The sequence below is a fragment of the Rhodococcus sp. 05-339-2 genome (genome assembly GCF_002258965.1).
In the GTDB taxonomy this organism is placed as follows: domain Bacteria; phylum Actinomycetota; class Actinomycetes; order Mycobacteriales; family Mycobacteriaceae; genus Rhodococcoides.
The window spans coordinates 824981-843050 of the sequence record NZ_NOYW01000018.1; the positions used below are offsets into that span (position 1 = coordinate 824981).

Consider the following 18070-nt stretch of genomic DNA (forward strand, 5'->3'; position numbering starts at 1 on the left):
ACTAGTCGCCCACGCGACGGATGTACAGCAATCGATCGGATGCCTCGACCGCATCGACTTCCGGGGTGCCGACTCGGAACAGTTTGCCGCCCCGCACCACTCCGAGGACGATGTCGGTGAGGTGCCGCGGAGAACCGCCCACCTCGTCACGCTCGACTTCGCGTTCGGCGATGGCGAAGCCCGCCTCCGGGGTCAACAGATCTTCGATCATCTCCACCACGGACGGGGTCGACGTGGCGATGCCGAGCAGACGTCCCGCGGTCTCCGAGGACACGACGACCGAATCGGCACCGGACTGACGCAGCAGGTGCGTGTTCTCCGCTTCCCTGATGGCCGCGACGATCTTTGCTTTCGGAGCGATCTCGCGTGCGGTCAGAGTCACCAGCACCGCGGTGTCGTCCCGGTTGGTCGCCACGATGATGGCCGCCGCATGCTGGGCTCCGGTGAGCCGGAGCACGTCGGACTTGGTCGCCGACCCGTGCACGGTGACCAAGCCCAGGGCCGATGCGGCGTCGAGTACCGTCTGATCGGTGTCGACGACGACGATGTCGGACGCCGAAACACCGTCTCCGAGCATCGCGTCGACTGCGGTACGGCCCTTGGTGCCGAAACCGATGACCACGGTGTGATTGCGCACGCTGCGTCTCCATCGCTGAATTTTGAATGCCTGCCGGGACCGCTCGGTGAGAACCGACAGCGTTGTACCGACCAACAGAATGAGGAACAGGACCCGAAGGGGTGTGATGACCAGGATGTTGACCAGGCGCGCCGACGGACTCATCGGTGCGATGTCACCGTATCCCGTCGTCGACAACGACACCGTCGCATAGTAGAACGCGTCGAGAAACGACAGTTCGCCGTTCTGGTTGTCGCTGTAGCCGTCTCGATCGAGATAGACGACGAACGCCGCGAGGAACAGGATTCCGAGCGCCATCAGCACCCGCTTGTAGATGGCGCGCCACGGACTCGACTCCAGTTCCGGAACCCGCAGCACTCCGACGAGCGCGAAGTCGGGCTTGTCGGTCAGCGCGCCACTGTCACTCAGACGCGCTCGCAACCTACCTGCCACGTCGTCCGCCGAGGTACTCACCGAAGTCGAGATCATTCACGGCACGCAGCGTAACCCCATGCCAGGCTTCTGTGCCGACGACGCCGGGTGTGGCACGGTATGGGCATGACACAGAGATCGAGTCAGGCGGCCGCACTGCGCCTCGCCGGACTGCTCGCCGGAGCCGGAGTTCTGCACTTCGCCACCCCGAAGTTCTTCGATGCCCAGGTACCGACGGCCCTGCCCGGCTCGGCGCGGACCTACACGCAGGTCTCCGGCGTTGCCGAACTCGCCGTGGCCGCAACGCTTGCCGCACCGCGGACCCGTCGACTGGGCGGTGCACTCGCAGCCGCGCTGTTCGTCGTGGTCTTCCCCGCCAACATCAACCTGGCATGGAAGTACGTGCAGAGCCCGAAGACCTCGCCGGCTCTCAAAGCAGCGATGATCGCCCGACTGCCGATGCAGATTCCACTGGTCACCGAGGCTCTGAAGGCTCGTCGGAACGCACCGTGACCCTCGGTTGCTCGGGCCCGCCCGGGCCTTCCAGGAGTTGGGCCAATTCTGTTGCGTCCGGAAGGTTTTCGGGCGCAATGGTGTGACCACTGCGCACGTAGTGGAACGCCGCGCGCACTCGATCGAGCGGTACCGGTTCGCTGCGCCCGATCGACATCAGCTCGGCCCACGCCAGCCGGTAGGCCGCGAGCTGCATCGCCACCGCCCGCTGCTCCGACGCCGTCGGCTCGGCACCGGTTTTCCAGTCGACGACGGTCCACCCGCCGTCGGGGTCTGCGAACACGGCGTCGATACGTCCTCGCAGCACCGTTCCCGCCACGGACGTCTCGAACGGCACCTCCACTTCGACGGGACTGCGGAGCGACCACTCCGAGTCGAGAAACGCCTGCTGGAGGGTTTCCAGGTCCACGTCGGCCGAGGCTCCGGTGTCGGCCGACCCCGGCAGTTCGTCCAGGTCGAGCAGTCGGGTCGCACCGAAGCGCCGCTCGATCCAGGCGTGGAACGCGGTTCCTCTGCGGGCCAACGGGTTCGGCGGGAACGGCAGCGGCCTGCGTAGGCGCGACGCCAACGCGTCGGGGTCGGCCGCGAGGTCCACCAGCTGTGTCACCGACAGGTTGCCGGGCAGAGCCACGTCGACTCCTGCGACCGATCTCGCGGCCCGCTCGGCCAGCAGAGTGTCGACGTCCGCGGCCCAGTTCTCGGGGTCCTCCCGAATTCGATCATCGGTGCCGTCGTCTTCGCTCGGTGCGGCCGAGATGTCTGCCAACGCGCGCAGTACTTCCTGCACGCCGCTCTCGATCGCTCCTCGTCGTGGACCGAGTGGATCGCGCGGCCAGGACGCGGTGTGCGGCACGGCCCCGAGTGGGTTCGACGCCCCGTCCTCCGGGGCCGAGGCCCACTGCTCGATCACCGCGATGTCGGCGAACTCCTCGACGTGCGTGTGCAACTCGTCGAGAAATTCCGACGGCCCACGCGGCTTCGTGGCGCTCTCGTCCCAGTGATGCGCGGATACCAGCAGCACCCGTTCGGTTCGGGTGAGTGCCACGTAGAACAGTCGGCGATCCTCGGCGAGCCGACGCCTCGCCAACGCATCCTTGTGACTCTTGACTGCGTCCTCCAGGTCCTTGCGATTGTGGAGCCCGTCGAGTTCGAGGACCGGAACCCCTTCCGAGCCTTCGCCGTCGAGCGCGCGGTCACCGCGCAGAGACGGCGGCAGCTCGGCCATCGCCCCGAGCCAGGTCGAGGATGCGTTCGAGGAGGGGAACACACCCTTGGCCACGTGCGGGACCGCCACCACCTCCCATTCGAGGCCTTTCGCGGAATGAACGGTGAGCACCTGCACGCGATGGGGAGCGACCTCGACCTCACCGGGAGCGAGGCCGTCCTCGACCGTCTCCGCGGCGGCGAGGAACGACAGGAATCCGGTGACCGTGGCGGTCGGATTGTCGGCGTAATCGGCCACCACATGGGCGAATTCGTCGAGATGTTCACGACCGACCGCGCCGTCGGTGCCGAACGGCGTGCGAGCCTGAGCTTCGACACCGATACCCATGATCCGCTCGATGTCGCCGACCAACTCCGTCAGAGGTTGACCGATTCGGTCGCGTAGCAGGTGGAGCTCGCCTGCCAGGGCGACGATCCGGCGGTGCCCCACCTCCGAGTACCGCTCGGCCGGACCGGGATCGGCTATCGCGTCGGCCAGACCGGCCTGCTCCGACTGCTCGCCGGGCAGAGCGCTACCGAGCGCCGCCTCGAGCGCCTGTGGGTCGTCGACGCGTCCGCTGGTGCCGTAGCCGCCGCGGATCTCGAGCTCTCGGGCGCGCTGGGAGAGTGCCCGCAGATCCGTCGGCCCGATCTGCCACCGAGAGCCGGTGAGGATGCGCATCGCCGAGCTACCGGCAGTGGGGTCGGCCACCAGTCGCAGCATCGCGATGATGTCGGCCACCTCGGGAACGTGCAGCAATCCACCGAGCCCGACGACCTCCACCGGTAGTCCGCGGCTGCGCAGCACCTCCGCGATCGGCTCGGCGTCGGCGTTGCGGCGCACCAGAACCGCGGCGGTGGGCGGCATGCGATCCTGCTCGAGAGCGGAGCGGTACTCCCCCGCGATCCGGTCCGCGATCCACTCTCGTTCGTCCAGCACGGTGTCGGTGACGGCCAGGCGAACATCACCGGGAACCGCACCGGGGCGAGCCCGCAGAGTCGGCACCGGCACGCCGACGCGACGCAGTGGGTCGGTGATCAGGTTGGCCAGCGTCAATGCCTCGGGCGGATTTCGCCAGCTGGTGAGCAGCTCGAGCCGAGGTGCGGGGCTTCCGTCGGCATTCGGAAAATCGGTGGCGAACCGCGGCAGATTCGCTGCCGATGCGCCGCGCCACCCGTAGATCGACTGCATCGGGTCGCCGACGGCGGTCAGGGCCAACTGCGGGTCGCTGCCGGAACCGAACAGGGACGACAGCAGAACACGCTGAGCGTGTCCGGTGTCCTGGTACTCGTCGAGCAACACGAGCCGGAATCGTTGCCTCTCGGCGATTCCCACCTCGGCATGCTCGGCGGCGACCCGCGCCGCCATCGACATCTGCGAGCCGAAATCCAGTGCGCCCTCGCGACGCAGAGTCTGCGCAAGCCGTTCCACCAACGGCAGCAACCCGATTCGTTGATGCTGCGCGTCGAGAATGTTCAGCAACTCCTTGGTGGGCCCGCCGCGTTGTCGTGGCCCCGGCCCGAGAGTGTGCACCAGTTTCTCCAGCTCCACGTGCGCGTGGCGCAGGTCCTCGGGATCGACCAGATGCTCGGCCAATTGACCGGAAAGCGCGAGTACGGCCTCGGTCACCGACGTGGGGTTGCGGTCGGTGTCCAGGTCGCCGTCCCAGGTACTGACGACACGGTGGGCCAGCTGCCACAGTTCGGTTTCCGAGAGCAGTGTCGCGGACGGTTCGATCGGCAACAGCAAGCCGTGCTCGGTGAGCAGGCGGCCCGCATAGGAGTGGTAAGTGCTCACTTCCGGCTCGGCACCGAGGATTCGCTCGCGCAGCGCCAGACTCGGATCGAGTGCACGCACCAGATCGGATCCGGCCAGCCGAGCCAGCCGAGCTCTGATCCGAGAGGTCAACTGCTGTGCGGCTTTTCGAGTGAAGGTCAGACCCAGAACCTGGTCGGGGTCGACGAAACCGTTGGCCACCATCCACACCACGCGGGCCGCCATGGTCTCGGTCTTGCCCGCACCTGCTCCCGCGACGACGAGCGTCGGGCCGGGCGAGGCGGCGATCACGGCGGCCTGTTCGTCGGTCGGTGGATGCTTCTGCCCGAGCGCCCGGGCGAGCTCGACCGGCGACACCAGCACCGAACCGGTCCGTGTCTTCGTCGATGTCGTCATTGCTCGGTCACCTGCCTACCCGTCTCGTGTGCCGGACAACTGGACTTGACCGGGCAGTGCCTGCACCCGTCGTTGACACGCGCCTCGAACGTCGGTCCCTGCGTCGCCGATGCGGCCTGGTGCACGGTGTCTCGCCACTCCTCGAGCTTCTCCGGTGTCGGCACGTCCTGGACGCGCTGCGTCGCCCCGTCCTTATTGTGAGGCTTGGCCACGAACACCAGCCGAGCTCCGCCGGGCTCGCCCGCAGGCTCGCCCTCGATCGCACCGGCTGCTGCGGCGACCTGGTAGGTGGCCAGCTGATGGTGGCCCTGGGCATCCTCCTTGGACATCACGGTCTTGGCCGTCTTGACGTCGATGATCACCGGCCGTCCGTCCGGGTCGTGCTCGAGTCGGTCGATGCGGCCGCGCAACGCCACCGCCGGTTCGTCCTCCGACCGAGCGTCGAGTATGCCGTCGACGCGCACTTCGACTCCGGCCTCGGTGAGCTCGCCTCGACTGCCCTGCAGCCAGGTCTCGAAGGTCTCGAGCATCGCCCCGGTTCGGTCGAGCTCGTGCCGCGAGTACCACTGCGATCCGAGATCGACTGCATCCCAAGCTGTTTCGAGGGCACGACGGAGTTGCTCCGGTGGTATCCGGCCGGCCACTGCCTGGACGAGAGTGTGCACGAGCGTGCCGGTGACCGCATGGGTGTTGGTGCCGTCGTTGCCGCCGTGACGTTCGAGCATCCACCGCAGCGGACACGTGGTGAGTTGTTCCACCGTGGACGGCGACAGCGGCACCGGACCGTCGCCGAGCTGCCACAACGGCGCGTCGGTACTGGGCCCTGCCACCCCGAACCACTCGTCGGGATGGGCACCTCGGACACCGGCGTGGGCGAGAGTGGCCAGATGCCGGGCCGCTCGGGCTCGCTTGTCCGGATCCTGCTCGGCGACAACCGGATCGCACACCACACTCCGCAGTTCGGCCACCAGCATCGGCAGCGCCAACACTCGGTGTGCGGTCTCGGGCCCGGGGAGCTCGGGTACGAGATCCGACTCACCTCCCGCGTCGACGCCGCGGAGTTCGTCCACGAATCGCGACCGGACCAGATCGGCGTCTCCGGTACTGGAATCGACGGCGGTGACGAGCAAGGTCGATCGGGCGCGACTGCACGCCACCAGAAACAGGGTGCGCTCCTCGGCCAGCAACGGTGCCGACTTCGACAGTCGCCCGTCGAGCGCCGCGGCCGCGTCGACCTTGCCGGACGCGAGGTCGACCAGGGTGTCGGTGCCCAGGAGACTGCCGCGTGACCGCAGACCCGGCCACAGCCCTTCCTGCACCCCGGCAACCGCGACGAGCTCCCATTCCCGACCCGCGGCAGAATGCGCGCTCAGCAGCGTCACCGCGTCGGCCCGAACCGTGGCGCGGTGTGAGTTGAGAGTGGGGATCTCCTGCTGCGCAATGTAATCGAGAAATCCACCGATCTGCGCCCGGGGCAACCTGTCCACGTATGCCGCCGCCGCGTCGAACAACGCCACCACCGCATCCAGGTCGCGGTCGGCCTGAGCACCGGCCGAGCCACCCCAGGCGGACGCCGCGGCCCAACGCCGCTCGAGTCCCGAAGCCTGCCATGCCGCCCACAACACGTCCTCGACCCCGCGGCCCGTGCGGGCGAGAGCCCGCGCCTTCCGGATGACACCGAGGGCTCTGCGCAACGGGGCGGACTCGACGTCCGACAGTCCGTTCGTCCACCCGGCACTCCCCCGAGCGTCGTCGGTGAGTACGACTCTGAGCAGCTCCGCCGAGTCGCGCTCGCCGCCCGATGCGAGCTCGAGCCTGCGCACGCCGCGGCGCAATCGCCGCAGACCCACCGGGTCGGCTCCGCCGATCGGCCCGGAGAGCAATGCGAGTGCATCTTCACCGTCGAAGCTCGGGTCGGAGATCGCCCGCAGTACCAGCAGGAGACCCACGGCCCCGTGCTGGCGGTGCAACGGTAGCTCCGAGGTCGGGGTGATCATCGGAACCCCTGCCCCGTGCAGCGCCCTACGCAACGGTGCGAGGGTGCGCGGTACCGACCGCACCACGATCGCCATCTCCGACCAGGGCATGCCGTCGATCAGGTGGGCCCGACGCATGGCGTCGGCGATGATCGCCGCCTCCTTCGCAGGCGAGGACACGACGTGCACCCGCGCTGCCGGCGCTCCGAATCGGGCCCTGCCCACCGGTTCGGGGCAGCGGTGGCGACCGAGGCCCGGCAATCGTCTCGCCACGATGTCGGTCAGCTCGGCGACCTCGGGCACGGAGCGGTAGTTGCGTGTGAGCACAACGCGGCGCGGCGAGCCCGCCTCGACCAGATCGGCCACGAAAGCGGGATCGGCACCGCGGAAAGTGAACACGGATTGATCGGGATCCCCGGCGACGACTGTCGATTCGGTGTCGGTGCCGATCAACCGAACCAGCTGCGCCGCTTGCGGATCGAGGTGCTGCGCGTCGTCGACGACGAGGTGCCGGATACGCGCGCGTTCGCTGCGCAACAGTTCGGGATCGGTGGCGAACGCCATGAGCGCGGCACCGATCAGCTCGGCGGCGTCCAGACCAGGAGCCGTGGCTCCCGCCGCCTCCACTCCCACAGCACCGCGCAGCAACATGGCCTGCTCGTATCGGGCAGCGAACCTCCCGACGGCGACCCACTCGGGCTTGCCGTGCTTGCGGCCGAGTTTGATCAGGTCTTCCGGTCCGATGCCGCGTTCGGCGGACCTGAGCATCATGTCTCGCACCGCAGTGACGAATCCCGCGGTGCCGAGGGCCGGACGCAGCCGCTCCGGCCAGTCGACCGCCCCGTCCTCCAGATCGCCGCGCAGCATCTCGCGCACCACGGCGTCCTGCTCGGCACCGGTCAGCAATCGCGGTGGCGGATTGCCGTACAGCGAGGCCTGCAGCCGCAGCACCGCGAAGGCGTAGGAGTGCACCGTGCGCACCAACGGTTCACGCGTCGCCCGCAGTGCGTGATCGCCGCTGAACAGACCCGAGGTGATGACCTCGCGCACCGCGGTTGCCGCCCGTTTGGACTGGGTCAGTACCAGAACCGACTCCGGATCACCGGTGACGATGCGCGAGACCGCGTAATCGGCGACGAGCGAAGTCTTACCCGTGCCGGGACCACCCAGGATCTGCCATGGATTCCATCGCGGCGCACCCGACGCGGCCGCTGCTGCCGCGTCGGGAGTCGACGACAGCAGCCGAGCTGCCGAGCCGGTCCACTCCCGTGCCGGGCGAGCCACCTTGGGTGCACGGACGAGAGTGACCGTCGCGCCGTGTCTGCCGTCCGAGCTCATGACACAGATGCAATCACGAGCCACCGACAGACCGGGCCACGGCAGTCGTCGACACCCGTCGAACCGGAGACGCGACCGCGCATACGGCATAGTGGTCGACGTGCCCGAGTTGAAACTGCATACGTTCGGACCCGCAGACGGTCCCGAAATCCTTGCCGTCCACGGTGTGACCGGCCACGGTGCCCGCTGGTGGGATCTCGCCGAGAATCACCTGCCCGAGGCCCGGATTCTGGCTCCTGATCTGATCGGCCACGGCTATTCTCCGGCCACGCCGCCCTGGGACATCGACGCGCAGGTCACGGCTCTGAAGGCCGTATTGGACGCCCACGCGCGCGGTCCGATGGTGGTGCTCGGGCATTCGTACGGCGGCGCGTTGGCCGTGCACCTCGCACAGAGGTTCCCGGACGCGGTGCGGGCGCTGGTTCTGCTCGATCCCGCGATCGCTCTGCCGCCGGACGAGCTGCTCGAGGTGGCCGAGGCCACCGCGAAGTCCCCTGACTACACCGACGCCGACGAAGCGCGATCGGAGAAGATCCACGGGGCGTGGGCAGACGTGCCCACCGAATTGCTCGACCGCGAGGTCGCCGACCACCTGGTCCCCGCAGAAGGCGGAAAGGTGACGTGGCGAATGTCGATTCCGGCGATCGTCGCGACGTGGGGCGAGCTCGCTCGTCCGATCGTGGTACCCGCCGAGAGCGTCCCGACCATCGTGGTTCGGGCCATGCGCGTCGAACCCCCTTATGTCACCGACGAATTCCTTGCTGCACTGCGAGAGAAACTCGGTGAGAACCTGCGTACCGTCGAGCTGGACTGCGATCACATGGTCGGCCAGGCCAAGCCGGTCGAGGTCGCCGAACTGGTGCGATCTGTGCTGTAGATGGCCCCGATCACCGAAGCCCAGGTCGAAAGGGTTCGCGCGCTGGTCGCGTCGATCCCCCCGGGATTCGTTGCCACCTACGGAGACATCGCGGCTGCCGCGGACCTGTCCAGCCCCCGCATCGTCGGCTGGATCATGCGCACCGATTCAGCGGACCTGCCCTGGCATCGAGTCCTCGGCGCGAGCGGAAAGCCGGCCCCGCACCTTGCCGCGAGACAGCTCGCCGCCCTGGCCGACGAAGGCGTGCCGAGTCAGGACGGGCGCGTGCCGTTGACCTCGATTCGGTTCGACTTCGGGGCGCTCCCACCCCCGACTGCGCCGACCACTAATCTCGGAGAATGAACATCAGGGACGCGTTCGAGCAGTTCGATCCACGCCCCACGGCGAAGTTCGCTCTGTCGAAGGCCAGCAGCTTCGTCGCGTCCGCCGGTCTCGTCGTCGACGAGGTCTCGGGCACCAGGGTTGCGGGGCACATCGATTTGACGGACGAGCACTTCACGCCGTGGGGCGTCGTCCACGGCGGCGTCTACACCACTGCCGTCGAGAGCGCCGCCAGCATCGGTGCCAGCGAGGCGGTCAAGGATCGCGGTGAATTCGCAGTCGGGGTACACAACGGCACCGACTTTCTGCGCGCCAGCAAGGGCGGTCGCGTCGACGTTGTCGCAGAACCGTTGCAGCAGGGCCGCGTTCAGCAACTGTGGCTGGTCACGATCACGGCCTCGGACAGCGGCAAGACCCTTGCGCGAGGGCAGGTTCGCCTGCAGAACGTGCCGCTGCCGACATGACCGAGCTCGCACCGTGACACGGCCGGTCTGCGACGCGATCGTTCTCGCCGGCGGCCGAGGGTCGAGGATGGCAGATCCCGAGCACCCCGCTGCGTCGGAGGGGGTCGACAAACCTGCCCTGACCGTCGGCGGACGTCGCATGGTCGACATCGCCGTGGACGCGGTATCGAGCTGTCGCAGAACGGTTCTCGTGGGTCCGCTCCGAACCGGAGTGCCCGAGCACGTGGTGCAGACTCGCGAGTCGCCCGCAGGCGGTGGGCCCGTCGCCGCCCTCGCCGCCGGACTGAAGTCACTCGACTCCGCAGAGTCGGAGGGCACCGCAGATCTGGTCGTGGTTCTCGCGTCGGATCTGCCCTTTCTCGACGCCGCGGCGGTCGAATCGCTGATCGGTTCCATATCCCACTCGCGCACCGACGCCGTCTTCGCCCGCGACGATCACGGCCGCACCCAGTTCCTGCTCGGCATCTGGCAACTGTCTGCCTTGCGCTCTGCTGTGGCACAGCTCGATTCGGTGGACGGCGCACCGATGCGCAGAATCGTTCCCGCGGAACACACGGTCATCCCGATGTCCGGCATCGAGGACTGCGATACCCGTTCCGATCTGCTCGCGGCCCGCCGCGCCGCGCAGCTGCCCGAGACGTTGGAGGTCGGCGACGCGCTCGAGCGAATTCGGAGTCGACTCGCTCCCCTGCCGGTCCATCGAGTCATGGTGCGGGACAGTGTCGGAACCGTTCTCGCGGAACCACTCGTGTCCCGGACCGCATTGCCGGCAGTCGACATCTCCGCGATGGACGGCTACGCCGTCTGCGGCACCGAACCCTGGACGCTGCGGTCCGACATCGCGTACGCCGGAAGCTCGAACATCGCCGAACTCACCGACGGTACGGCGGTGCGCATAGCGACCGGAGCCGCGCTTCCGCCCGGAGCGACGTCGGTGGTTCGCGACGAACACGTGATCCGCGAGCCCGACGGGTCCGCTCGGCGAATGCCGACGGCCCCGCAGTCCGACGACACGCGTCGACGCGGCGAGGACTGGCTGCCCGGCACAGAACTCGTCGCAGCAGGCACCCCGATCGATGCCGCGGTACGGTCGCTCGCCGCCAGCGCCGAGGTGTTCGAGATGGCGGTTCGAGGCCCGGTCCGCGGGCGAGTTGTCATCAGCGGCAACGAGATTCGATCCACCGGACCACTCGCCCCCGGCGAGACGAGGGACGTTCTCGGATCGGTGCTGCCGGAGTACCTGGCACACTGCGGTATCACCGTCGTCGATGTGACGCTGCTCGACGATACCGCGACGGGGTTTCGAGACGTGCTGACCCGCACCGAGGACGTGGACGTGATCATCGTCGTCGGGGCAACCGGAGGCGGAGCCGCCGATCAGCTCCGTGCGACCCTCGTCGGCCTCGATGCGGAGACCGTCGTCGGGCGAATGCGGATGCGTCCCGGGGGATCTCAGATCACCGCGGCGCTGCCCGATGGCACGGTGGTGCTCGGCCTACCCGGCAACCCGCTGGCCGCCGTCGGCACCGCGATGCTCACCGCACCCGCCATCGTCGACGCCCTGACCGGGAGGACGGTGCGCCCATCGCGGATCGGCCTGTTGTCCAATGCCGCCGAGGTTCGGTCCTCGACTCCTCGCATCGTCCCGGTCACCGCGGACGGCACGCGGTGGCGAGCAGATACCCAGGTCCGCACGGCACATCTGGCTCACCTCGTCGGCCGCGACGCACTGGCGGTGATCCCGGCCGAGGTCAGCGCCGACGAGCCGGTGACAATTCTTCCGCTACCGCACCACTAGATTCACCGAGAGAGCGAACACCCTCGCGGTAGCGCGCGACCACGAGATCGACGATCGCGGCATGCACTCCGAGGGGTTCACCGACGCCGTCGGCACCGGCGTCGGCCAAACGGGTGTGAAAGAGCCCGCGCGCCAACAGATACGACGCCACGAAGACCCGCACATGCCCGTCGTCACGCAGAGTCGACACCGCGTCGGACACGGTGGGGGTACTGGTGGCGACGTAGCCGATACGGACCGGGACCCGGGCGACGTCGGCCAGCATCGCTGCCGCGCGCCGATGTTCCTCCAACGCACGAGCGTCCGACGATCCTGCGGCAGCGAGCACGATACAGTCACCCGCCTGCCAACCTGCATCACGCAATCGGTCGACCATGACCTCGGCCAGCACGCGGTCGGGTCCGAGAGCGCGGGTGACCGCGACCGAGGTGTGAGCGCTGTCGGCGATCTCTCGCGGCACATCGGTGTGCACGTGGTAGCCGGACGCAAGGAAAGCCGGAACCACCACCGCCGACTCGGCGGTGTCGCGCAGCACCTCGGCCGGAGACGGCCCGAGAACGTCGACGAACGCCACGCGCGTGGTACCGATCTGCGTCGACACGGCATCGGCGAGGGCGGCGATCATCTCGACACCACGGGGGTTTCGGGTGCCGTGTGCAACCAACAGCAGAGTGGGTGTCATCAGTACTTCCCTCCTTCGACGACGGCCGAACGCGAGGCCGATTCGTCGGAGTCGCAGTCCGTTTCGGTCTCGATGTGATCGAGTGCGATGCGATAGCCACGCTTGACCACGGTCTGAATTGCCTTCGGCGCGCCCAGCGAGGATCTGAGTCTGGTCATCGCGGTTTCCACCGCATGGGTGTCGCCGCCTCCGCCGGGCAGTGACGCCAACAGGTCCTCGCGGGAGACGACGCGTCCGGGATTGCGGGCCAACGTCTTCATCAGTGCCATGCCTGCCGGCGACACCGGTCGAACTTCGCCGTCGACCACCACGCACTTACCGCGGACGCTGACCACGTGTCCGCCCGCGTGCAGCCGGCCGGTTCGCCTCGGCAGCTCCTCGGCGATATGCCGCGCGAGTGCCCCCAGACGCGCCCGTGCGGGCTGGGTGGTGGCAACGTTCAGTTGTTCCAGGGGCGCGGCCGTGACCGGCCCGACACAGGCCGCCAGCACCCTCGATCTCATCGATTGCAGCAGGGGTTCGAGCACGCCGTTCTCATCGGCGCGCATCAGCATCGACGCCACCGCCGGTGCCGAGGTGAAGCTGAGGGCGTCGAGATCGCCGACGACGACGGCTTCGATCATTCGGTCCATCGGGCTCTGGTCGTCGGGCGCCGTCCAGCGGTACACCGGCACCGGAACCACTTCGGCCCCTGCGCAGCGCAACACCTCGCAGAAGTCGGGAACAGGCTCCCATTCGGTGGTCGCGCCGTGCAGCTGCACCGCGACGCGTTTACCCTCCACCCCTTCGGCGAGCAGATGTTCGAGTACCTCCGCCGAGGACTCCGAGGCGGGCGACCATTCCTCGCGCAGATCGGCTGCTCGAATGGCGCCCTTCGCCTTCGGCCCGCGAGCCAGCAGGCGTGACGCGCCGAGTGCGCGCCCCAGTTCTTCGGCCTGCCCCCACCCGTCCGCTGCCTCGATCCAGCCACGAAAGCCGATTCCTGTTGTGGCAACGGTGATCTCGGGCGGATCCGCGATGACGGCGGCGGTGACGCGTTCGAGTTCGGCGTCGTCGGCCAAAGGGATGATGCGGATTGCAGGTGCATGCATCACGGTGGCACCGCGCCGCTCGAGCAGAGTCGCGAACTCCTCGGCCCGACGCGACGCCGTGATTCCGACCGTGAACCCGGCCAGAGGCAGTGCTGCCCCGGCGATTTCGCTCACGTAGATCCGCCGCGGACGAGCACGACGCCTTCGACGCAGGAAACCTCGAAGGATCCGAGGGTGACCTGCGGGTCGTCGAGGCAGCGCCCGTCGGCCAGGGAGAAGACCTGCTTGAGCAACGGCGACGCGACGGTGGGTTCGCCTCCGCGGTCTCCCACCAGTCCGCGTGACATCACTGCTGCGTGTCCGTACGGATCGATGTTGCCCACCGCGAACAGTCGTCCGTCGTCGAGCAGGAACAGCGCCGCCTGGGTGCCACCTCGCAGGAGCACCGCCACTCCGCGCCCCGGAATCAGTGCGTCGAGTGTGCAGGCCGGGGTCCAATCACGAGCGATGCCGTTCGGTACCGCTGTTGGTGACTTCACTGTTGATGAATCGATGACAGTCATGGCGCACCTCCTGATCAGCTATTCCACGTTGCTTGTGTTTCTGGGCCGTTAAGTCGCGATTACTCGTCTGTGCACATGCACTCAGTCTCGTGACCTGCCGGTTGTCAGCTCCTTCGGCGGTTCACGCGCCGATGCGCGGCATTCCCATCAGCACGGGTACCTTGCGTGCCCCGGACTCGTCGAACGCGATGGTGGGGTCGGCCTCGTCCGGGGCGTTGACGAAGGAGACGAATCGACCGAGTTTCTCGTCGTCTTCGAGCACACCCGCCCACTCGTCCTTGTACCCGGCGACGTGGCGTTCCATGTCGGCCTCCAGCTCCGCACCGATGCCGAGGCTGTCCTCGCACACGACTGCTCTGAGGTGGTCGAGGCCTCCGTCGAGCGACTCGAGCCACGGCGCAGTGCGCTGCAACCGATCGGCCGTACGCACGTAGAACATGAGGTAGCGGTCGATGTAGCTGACCAGGGTGGCATCGTCGAGGTTCGAGGCCAGCAGCTGAGCGTGCTTGGGTGACTGACCGCCGTTCCCGCCCACGTACAGATTCCAGCCGCCCTCCGTCGCGATGATCCCGACGTCCTTGCCCCGAGCTTCGGCGCATTCGCGCGCGCAGCCCGAGACACCGAACTTGATCTTGTGCGGCGATCGCAGACCCCGGTAGCGGTTCTCGAGATCGACGGCCATTCCCACCGAGTCCTGGACGCCGTAGCGGCACCAACTGGAGCCGACGCAGCTCTTGACCGTCCGCAGCGACTTTCCGTACGCCTGGCCCGATTCCATACCCGCGTCGACGAGGCGCTTCCAGATCGCCGGTAGCTGCTCGACGCGGGCACCGAACATGTCGATGCGCTGGCCTCCGGTCACCTTGGTGTACAGCCCGAAATCGCGGGCCACCTCACCGATGACGATGAGCTGCTCGGGCGTGCACTCGCCTCCTGGCATCCGGGGCACCACCGAGTACGTGCCGTTCTTCTGGATGTTGGCCAGGAAGTGGTCGTTGGTGTCCTGCAGTGACGCCTGCTCGCCGTCGAGAATGTGATCCGAGGACGTCGACGCCAGAATCGATGCCACGACGGGCTTGCAGATGTCGCAGCCGGTTCCGGTGCCGTACTTGGTAATCAGCGACGAGAAGGTGCGGGTGTTCGTGGCCCGAACGATCTCGAACAGCTCGGCCCTGGACTGAGCGAAGTGCTCGCACAACGACTTCGAGAGCACCACCCCGGATGCTGCCAGCAACGACTTGATGGACGGCAGGCATCCACCGCAGGTGGTGCCCGCAGTGGTGCAGCTCTTCACGGCCGCCAGATCGCAGGCCCCGTCGGCGATCGCCGAGCAGATCGCCCCCTTGCTCACACCGTTGCACGAGCAGATCTCGGCGTCGTCGGGCAGCGCACCGATACCGACCTGTTCGGCTGCCGGTGAGATCAGGGCACCCGGGTCGCCGGGCAGTTCCCGTCCGACGAGCGGACGGAGCAGCGAGTAGGCGGAGGCATCGCCGACGAGGATGCCCCCGAGGAGAGTCTTCGCGTCGTCGGTCACGACGAGTTTGGCGTACGTGCCCTTGGGTGCATCGCTGAACACCACCTCGAGCGCACCGGGAGTGGCCGCCATGGCGTCGCCGAAACTCGCGACGTCGACGCCCATCAGCTTGAGCTTGGTGGACATGTCGGCACCCGGGAATTGCGCTGCGCCACCGAGCAATCGGTCGGCCACCACCTCCGCCGTCGAATATCCGGGAGCGACCAGGCCGTAGCACCGGCCCTCGACGGCGGCACATTCACCGATCGCGTAGACGGCCGGATCGGATGTACTGCAACCGATGTCGACCATGATGCCGCCGCGCTCACCGACCTCGAGGCCGCTCTCGCGTGCCAGTCGGTCCTGCGGACGAACACCGGCGGAGAAGACCAGCAGCGCGGCGTCGATGCTGCTGCCGTCGCTCAGTTCGACCGTCAGACCGGCGCTGTCGTTCTCGGAGATCGACGACGTGCCCACTCCCACATGTACGTTCAACCCGAGTTCGGTGACGAGGCGAGCCAACAGCGCGCCGCCGCCCTCGTCCACCTGCAACGGCATCAGCCGTGGAGCGAACTCGATGACGTGCGGGGTCATCCCCATCTTCTTCAACGCATTCGCCGCTTCGAGACCGAGGAGGCCACCGCCGACCACCACACCGACGGCTCCGGGGCCCGCGGCGTCTGCGCGGGCACGAATCCTGTCCAGATCGTCGAGGGTGCGGTAGACGAAGCACGCGGTCAGGTCGTGACCGGCGATCGGCGGCACGAACGGGTAGGACCCGGTGGCGAGGACGAGAGCGTCGTAGTCGACGGTGTCCCCGGCCGAGGTCACGACAGTGCGATGGTCACGGTCGATGCGCTCTGCACGGACTCCGGTGCGCATCTCGACGAGCGCGTCACCGGGATAGTCGTTGCCCGCCAGCGCGAGTTCCTTGTGGTCCCACGCACCGACGTAGGACGACAGTCCCACCCTGTCGTACGCCGCCAGTGCCTCCTCGCACAGGACCGTCACCTTCCACTCGGCCGCTTCGTCGCGCGCACGCAGCGCTTCGACGAATCGGTGTCCGACCATCCCGTGACCTACCACTACCGCGTTCTTCATTGCGGGTCCTTCCGATCTTCGTTGCCGTGCAGTGCGTTTCGTTCTTGCCGGTGCCGGACCCTCAGACGGCTACCGGAGCGTTCGCATCGGCGGAGTCGGTCTTGCGGAGGTAGATCGCCCAGGTGACGATCGCGCACACGACGTAGAAGCCGAGGAACACCCAGAACGCCGTCGTGGCGGACTTCGCGGTACCCGAGTACGACGCCCGCAGCACCAGGTTGATTCCGACGCCGCCGAGAGCGCCGATAGCACCGGCGATGCCGATGAGTGCGCCGGACATCTTGCGCGACCAGTGCTGCTGTTCGTCGGCCGTCATACCCTGCAGTGCAACCGATTTGGCTGCGAAAATCGCCGGGATCATCTTGTAGACCGATCCGTTTCCGATACCGGAGAGCAGGAAGAGTGCGATGAATCCGACGACGAAGAGCACCATCACCGTGCCGCTGGCCGCCCCTGGCGTCGAATCGTCCCAGGTACTGGCCGCGACCAGAATTCCGGTGGCGAACGTCATGGCCACGAACGTGTACAGGGTGATCTTGCCGCCACCGATCTTGTCGGCGAGCTTGCCGCCGAACGGACGCGACAGCGATCCCAGCAACGGTCCGATGAAGGCGATCTGAGCGGCCTGCAGCGATGCCTGCGCCTGCAGAGCAGGAGTCGAGGGGCCGCCGTCGGTGAGTCCGGCGAGGAAGTTGATCTGCAGTACCTGGCCGAACGCGAAGCTGAAGCCGATGAACGATCCGAACGTGCCGATGTACAGGAAGGCGATCCACCACGAGTCCGAGAACTTCAACACGTCGATCATGGAGCGGCCGTTGGTCTTCTGGTTGTCGAGGTTGTCCATGAACAACGCGGCACCGACGGCGGCCACCGCGATGAAGACGAGATAGACGGCGCACACGATCTCGGGAGCGGTGTTGCCGATGGTGGCGATGACCAGCAAGCCGATGAGCTGGATGACAGGCACACCGATGTTGCCACCGCCCGCGTTCAGGCCGAGCGCCCATCCCTTCTCGCGTTGAGGATAGAACGCGTTGATGTTCGTCATCGAGGATGCGAAGTTTCCGCCGCCGAGTCCGGCGAACGCCGCGACGATGATGTACGTGGTGTACGACGCCGGGTTGAGCATGAAGTACATCGTCAGCACGGTGGGGATCAGGAGCACCAGAGCACTGAAGATGGTCCAGTTGCGCCCGCCGAACTTGGCCGTGGCGAAGGTGTAGGGAATCCGCAGGATCGCGCCCACGAGTGTGGGGACGGCCACCAGGAAGAACTTGCCCGCCGCGTCGATGCCGTAGACCGACATCGGCATGAACAGCACCATCACCGACCAGATCGACCAGATCGAGAATCCGACGTGCTCGGCGATGACCGACCAGATCAGATTGCGCTTGGCGATCTGCTTGCCACCTGCCTCCCAGGCCTCGACGTCCTCGGAATTCCAGTGCGCGATGTGATGGTTCACG

The 18070-nt window shown here is 67.4% G+C and carries 13 protein-coding genes; 5 read left to right on the forward strand and 8 right to left on the reverse strand.

Annotated elements, in window-relative coordinates; all coding sequences use genetic code 11:
- Position 1 precedes the first annotated feature (1 nt).
- Complete coding sequence (locus CH273_RS21615; RefSeq protein ID WP_032398311.1) at positions 2-1069, reverse strand: potassium channel family protein; 1068 nt, start codon at positions 1067-1069, stop codon at positions 2-4.
- A 105-nt stretch (positions 1070-1174) separates the two neighbouring features.
- Between CH273_RS21615 and CH273_RS21620 the strand changes: the two genes are divergently transcribed.
- Complete coding sequence (locus tag CH273_RS21620; RefSeq protein ID WP_032398310.1) at positions 1175-1561, forward strand: DoxX family protein; 387 nt, start codon at positions 1175-1177, stop codon at positions 1559-1561.
- Here the strand turns inward: CH273_RS21620 and CH273_RS21625 are convergent.
- Both CH273_RS21625 and CH273_RS21630 read right to left on the reverse strand, forming a co-directional pair.
- A complete protein-coding gene (locus CH273_RS21625; protein WP_032397687.1) occupies positions 1524-4937 on the reverse strand; it encodes an ATP-dependent helicase in 3414 nt (1137 codons plus the stop codon). The two genes, CH273_RS21620 and CH273_RS21625, sit on opposite strands and share 38 nt — an antisense overlap.
- On the reverse strand, positions 4934-8251 hold the full coding sequence (locus CH273_RS21630; protein ID WP_032398309.1) for an ATP-dependent helicase: 3318 nt from the start codon (positions 8249-8251) through the stop codon (positions 4934-4936). Before CH273_RS21630 ends, CH273_RS21625 begins: the two co-directional genes overlap by 4 nt.
- A 91-nt stretch (positions 8252-8342) precedes the next feature.
- Here CH273_RS21630 and CH273_RS21635 point away from each other — a divergent pair, with 91 nt between their 5' ends.
- The 4 genes from CH273_RS21635 to CH273_RS21650 are packed head-to-tail and all read left to right on the forward strand — an operon-like array spanning position 8343 to position 11711.
- Positions 8343-9128: an alpha/beta hydrolase gene (locus CH273_RS21635; RefSeq protein ID WP_371828402.1), complete on the forward strand. Its 786-nt coding sequence runs from the start codon at positions 8343-8345 to the stop codon at positions 9126-9128.
- Positions 9129-9470 (forward strand): MGMT family protein, encoded by a 342-nt coding sequence (locus CH273_RS21640; RefSeq protein WP_032397686.1) that lies wholly within the window; start codon positions 9129-9131, stop codon positions 9468-9470.
- The gene (locus CH273_RS21645) at positions 9467-9913 is read left to right on the forward strand and encodes a PaaI family thioesterase (protein ID WP_032397685.1); all 447 of its coding nucleotides are present in this window, start codon (positions 9467-9469) and stop codon (positions 9911-9913) included. Before CH273_RS21640 ends, CH273_RS21645 begins: the two co-directional genes overlap by 4 nt.
- Before the next feature lie 13 nt (positions 9914-9926).
- The gene (locus CH273_RS21650) at positions 9927-11711 is read left to right on the forward strand and encodes an NTP transferase domain-containing protein (protein ID WP_032397684.1); all 1785 of its coding nucleotides are present in this window, start codon (positions 9927-9929) and stop codon (positions 11709-11711) included.
- On the opposite strand, the gene CH273_RS21655 is transcribed toward CH273_RS21650, so the two are convergent.
- The 5 genes from CH273_RS21655 to CH273_RS21675 form a co-directional block, all read right to left on the reverse strand.
- Positions 11665-12393: a sirohydrochlorin chelatase gene (locus CH273_RS21655; RefSeq protein ID WP_082322645.1), complete on the reverse strand. Its 729-nt coding sequence runs from the start codon at positions 12391-12393 to the stop codon at positions 11665-11667. The genes CH273_RS21650 and CH273_RS21655 overlap by 47 nt on opposite strands.
- Entirely contained in the window at positions 12393-13598 is a 1206-nt protein-coding gene (locus tag CH273_RS21660; protein ID WP_052050257.1) for a uroporphyrinogen-III synthase, read from the reverse strand. Before CH273_RS21660 ends, CH273_RS21655 begins: the two co-directional genes overlap by 1 nt.
- A complete protein-coding gene (gene nirD, locus CH273_RS21665) occupies positions 13595-13987 on the reverse strand; it encodes a nitrite reductase small subunit NirD (RefSeq protein ID WP_032398305.1) in 393 nt (130 codons plus the stop codon). Before nirD ends, CH273_RS21660 begins: the two co-directional genes overlap by 4 nt.
- Before the next feature lie 121 nt (positions 13988-14108).
- Positions 14109-16604, reverse strand: coding sequence for a nitrite reductase large subunit NirB (nirB, locus tag CH273_RS21670; RefSeq protein ID WP_032397683.1), 2496 nt, complete (start codon positions 16602-16604; stop codon positions 14109-14111).
- 61 nt (positions 16605-16665) lie between these two features.
- Positions 16666-18069 carry a nitrate/nitrite transporter gene (locus CH273_RS21675; RefSeq protein ID WP_052050432.1) on the reverse strand — a complete coding sequence of 468 codons (1404 nt, stop codon included), beginning with the start codon at positions 18067-18069 and terminating at the stop codon, positions 16666-16668.
- Position 18070 lies beyond the last annotated feature (1 nt).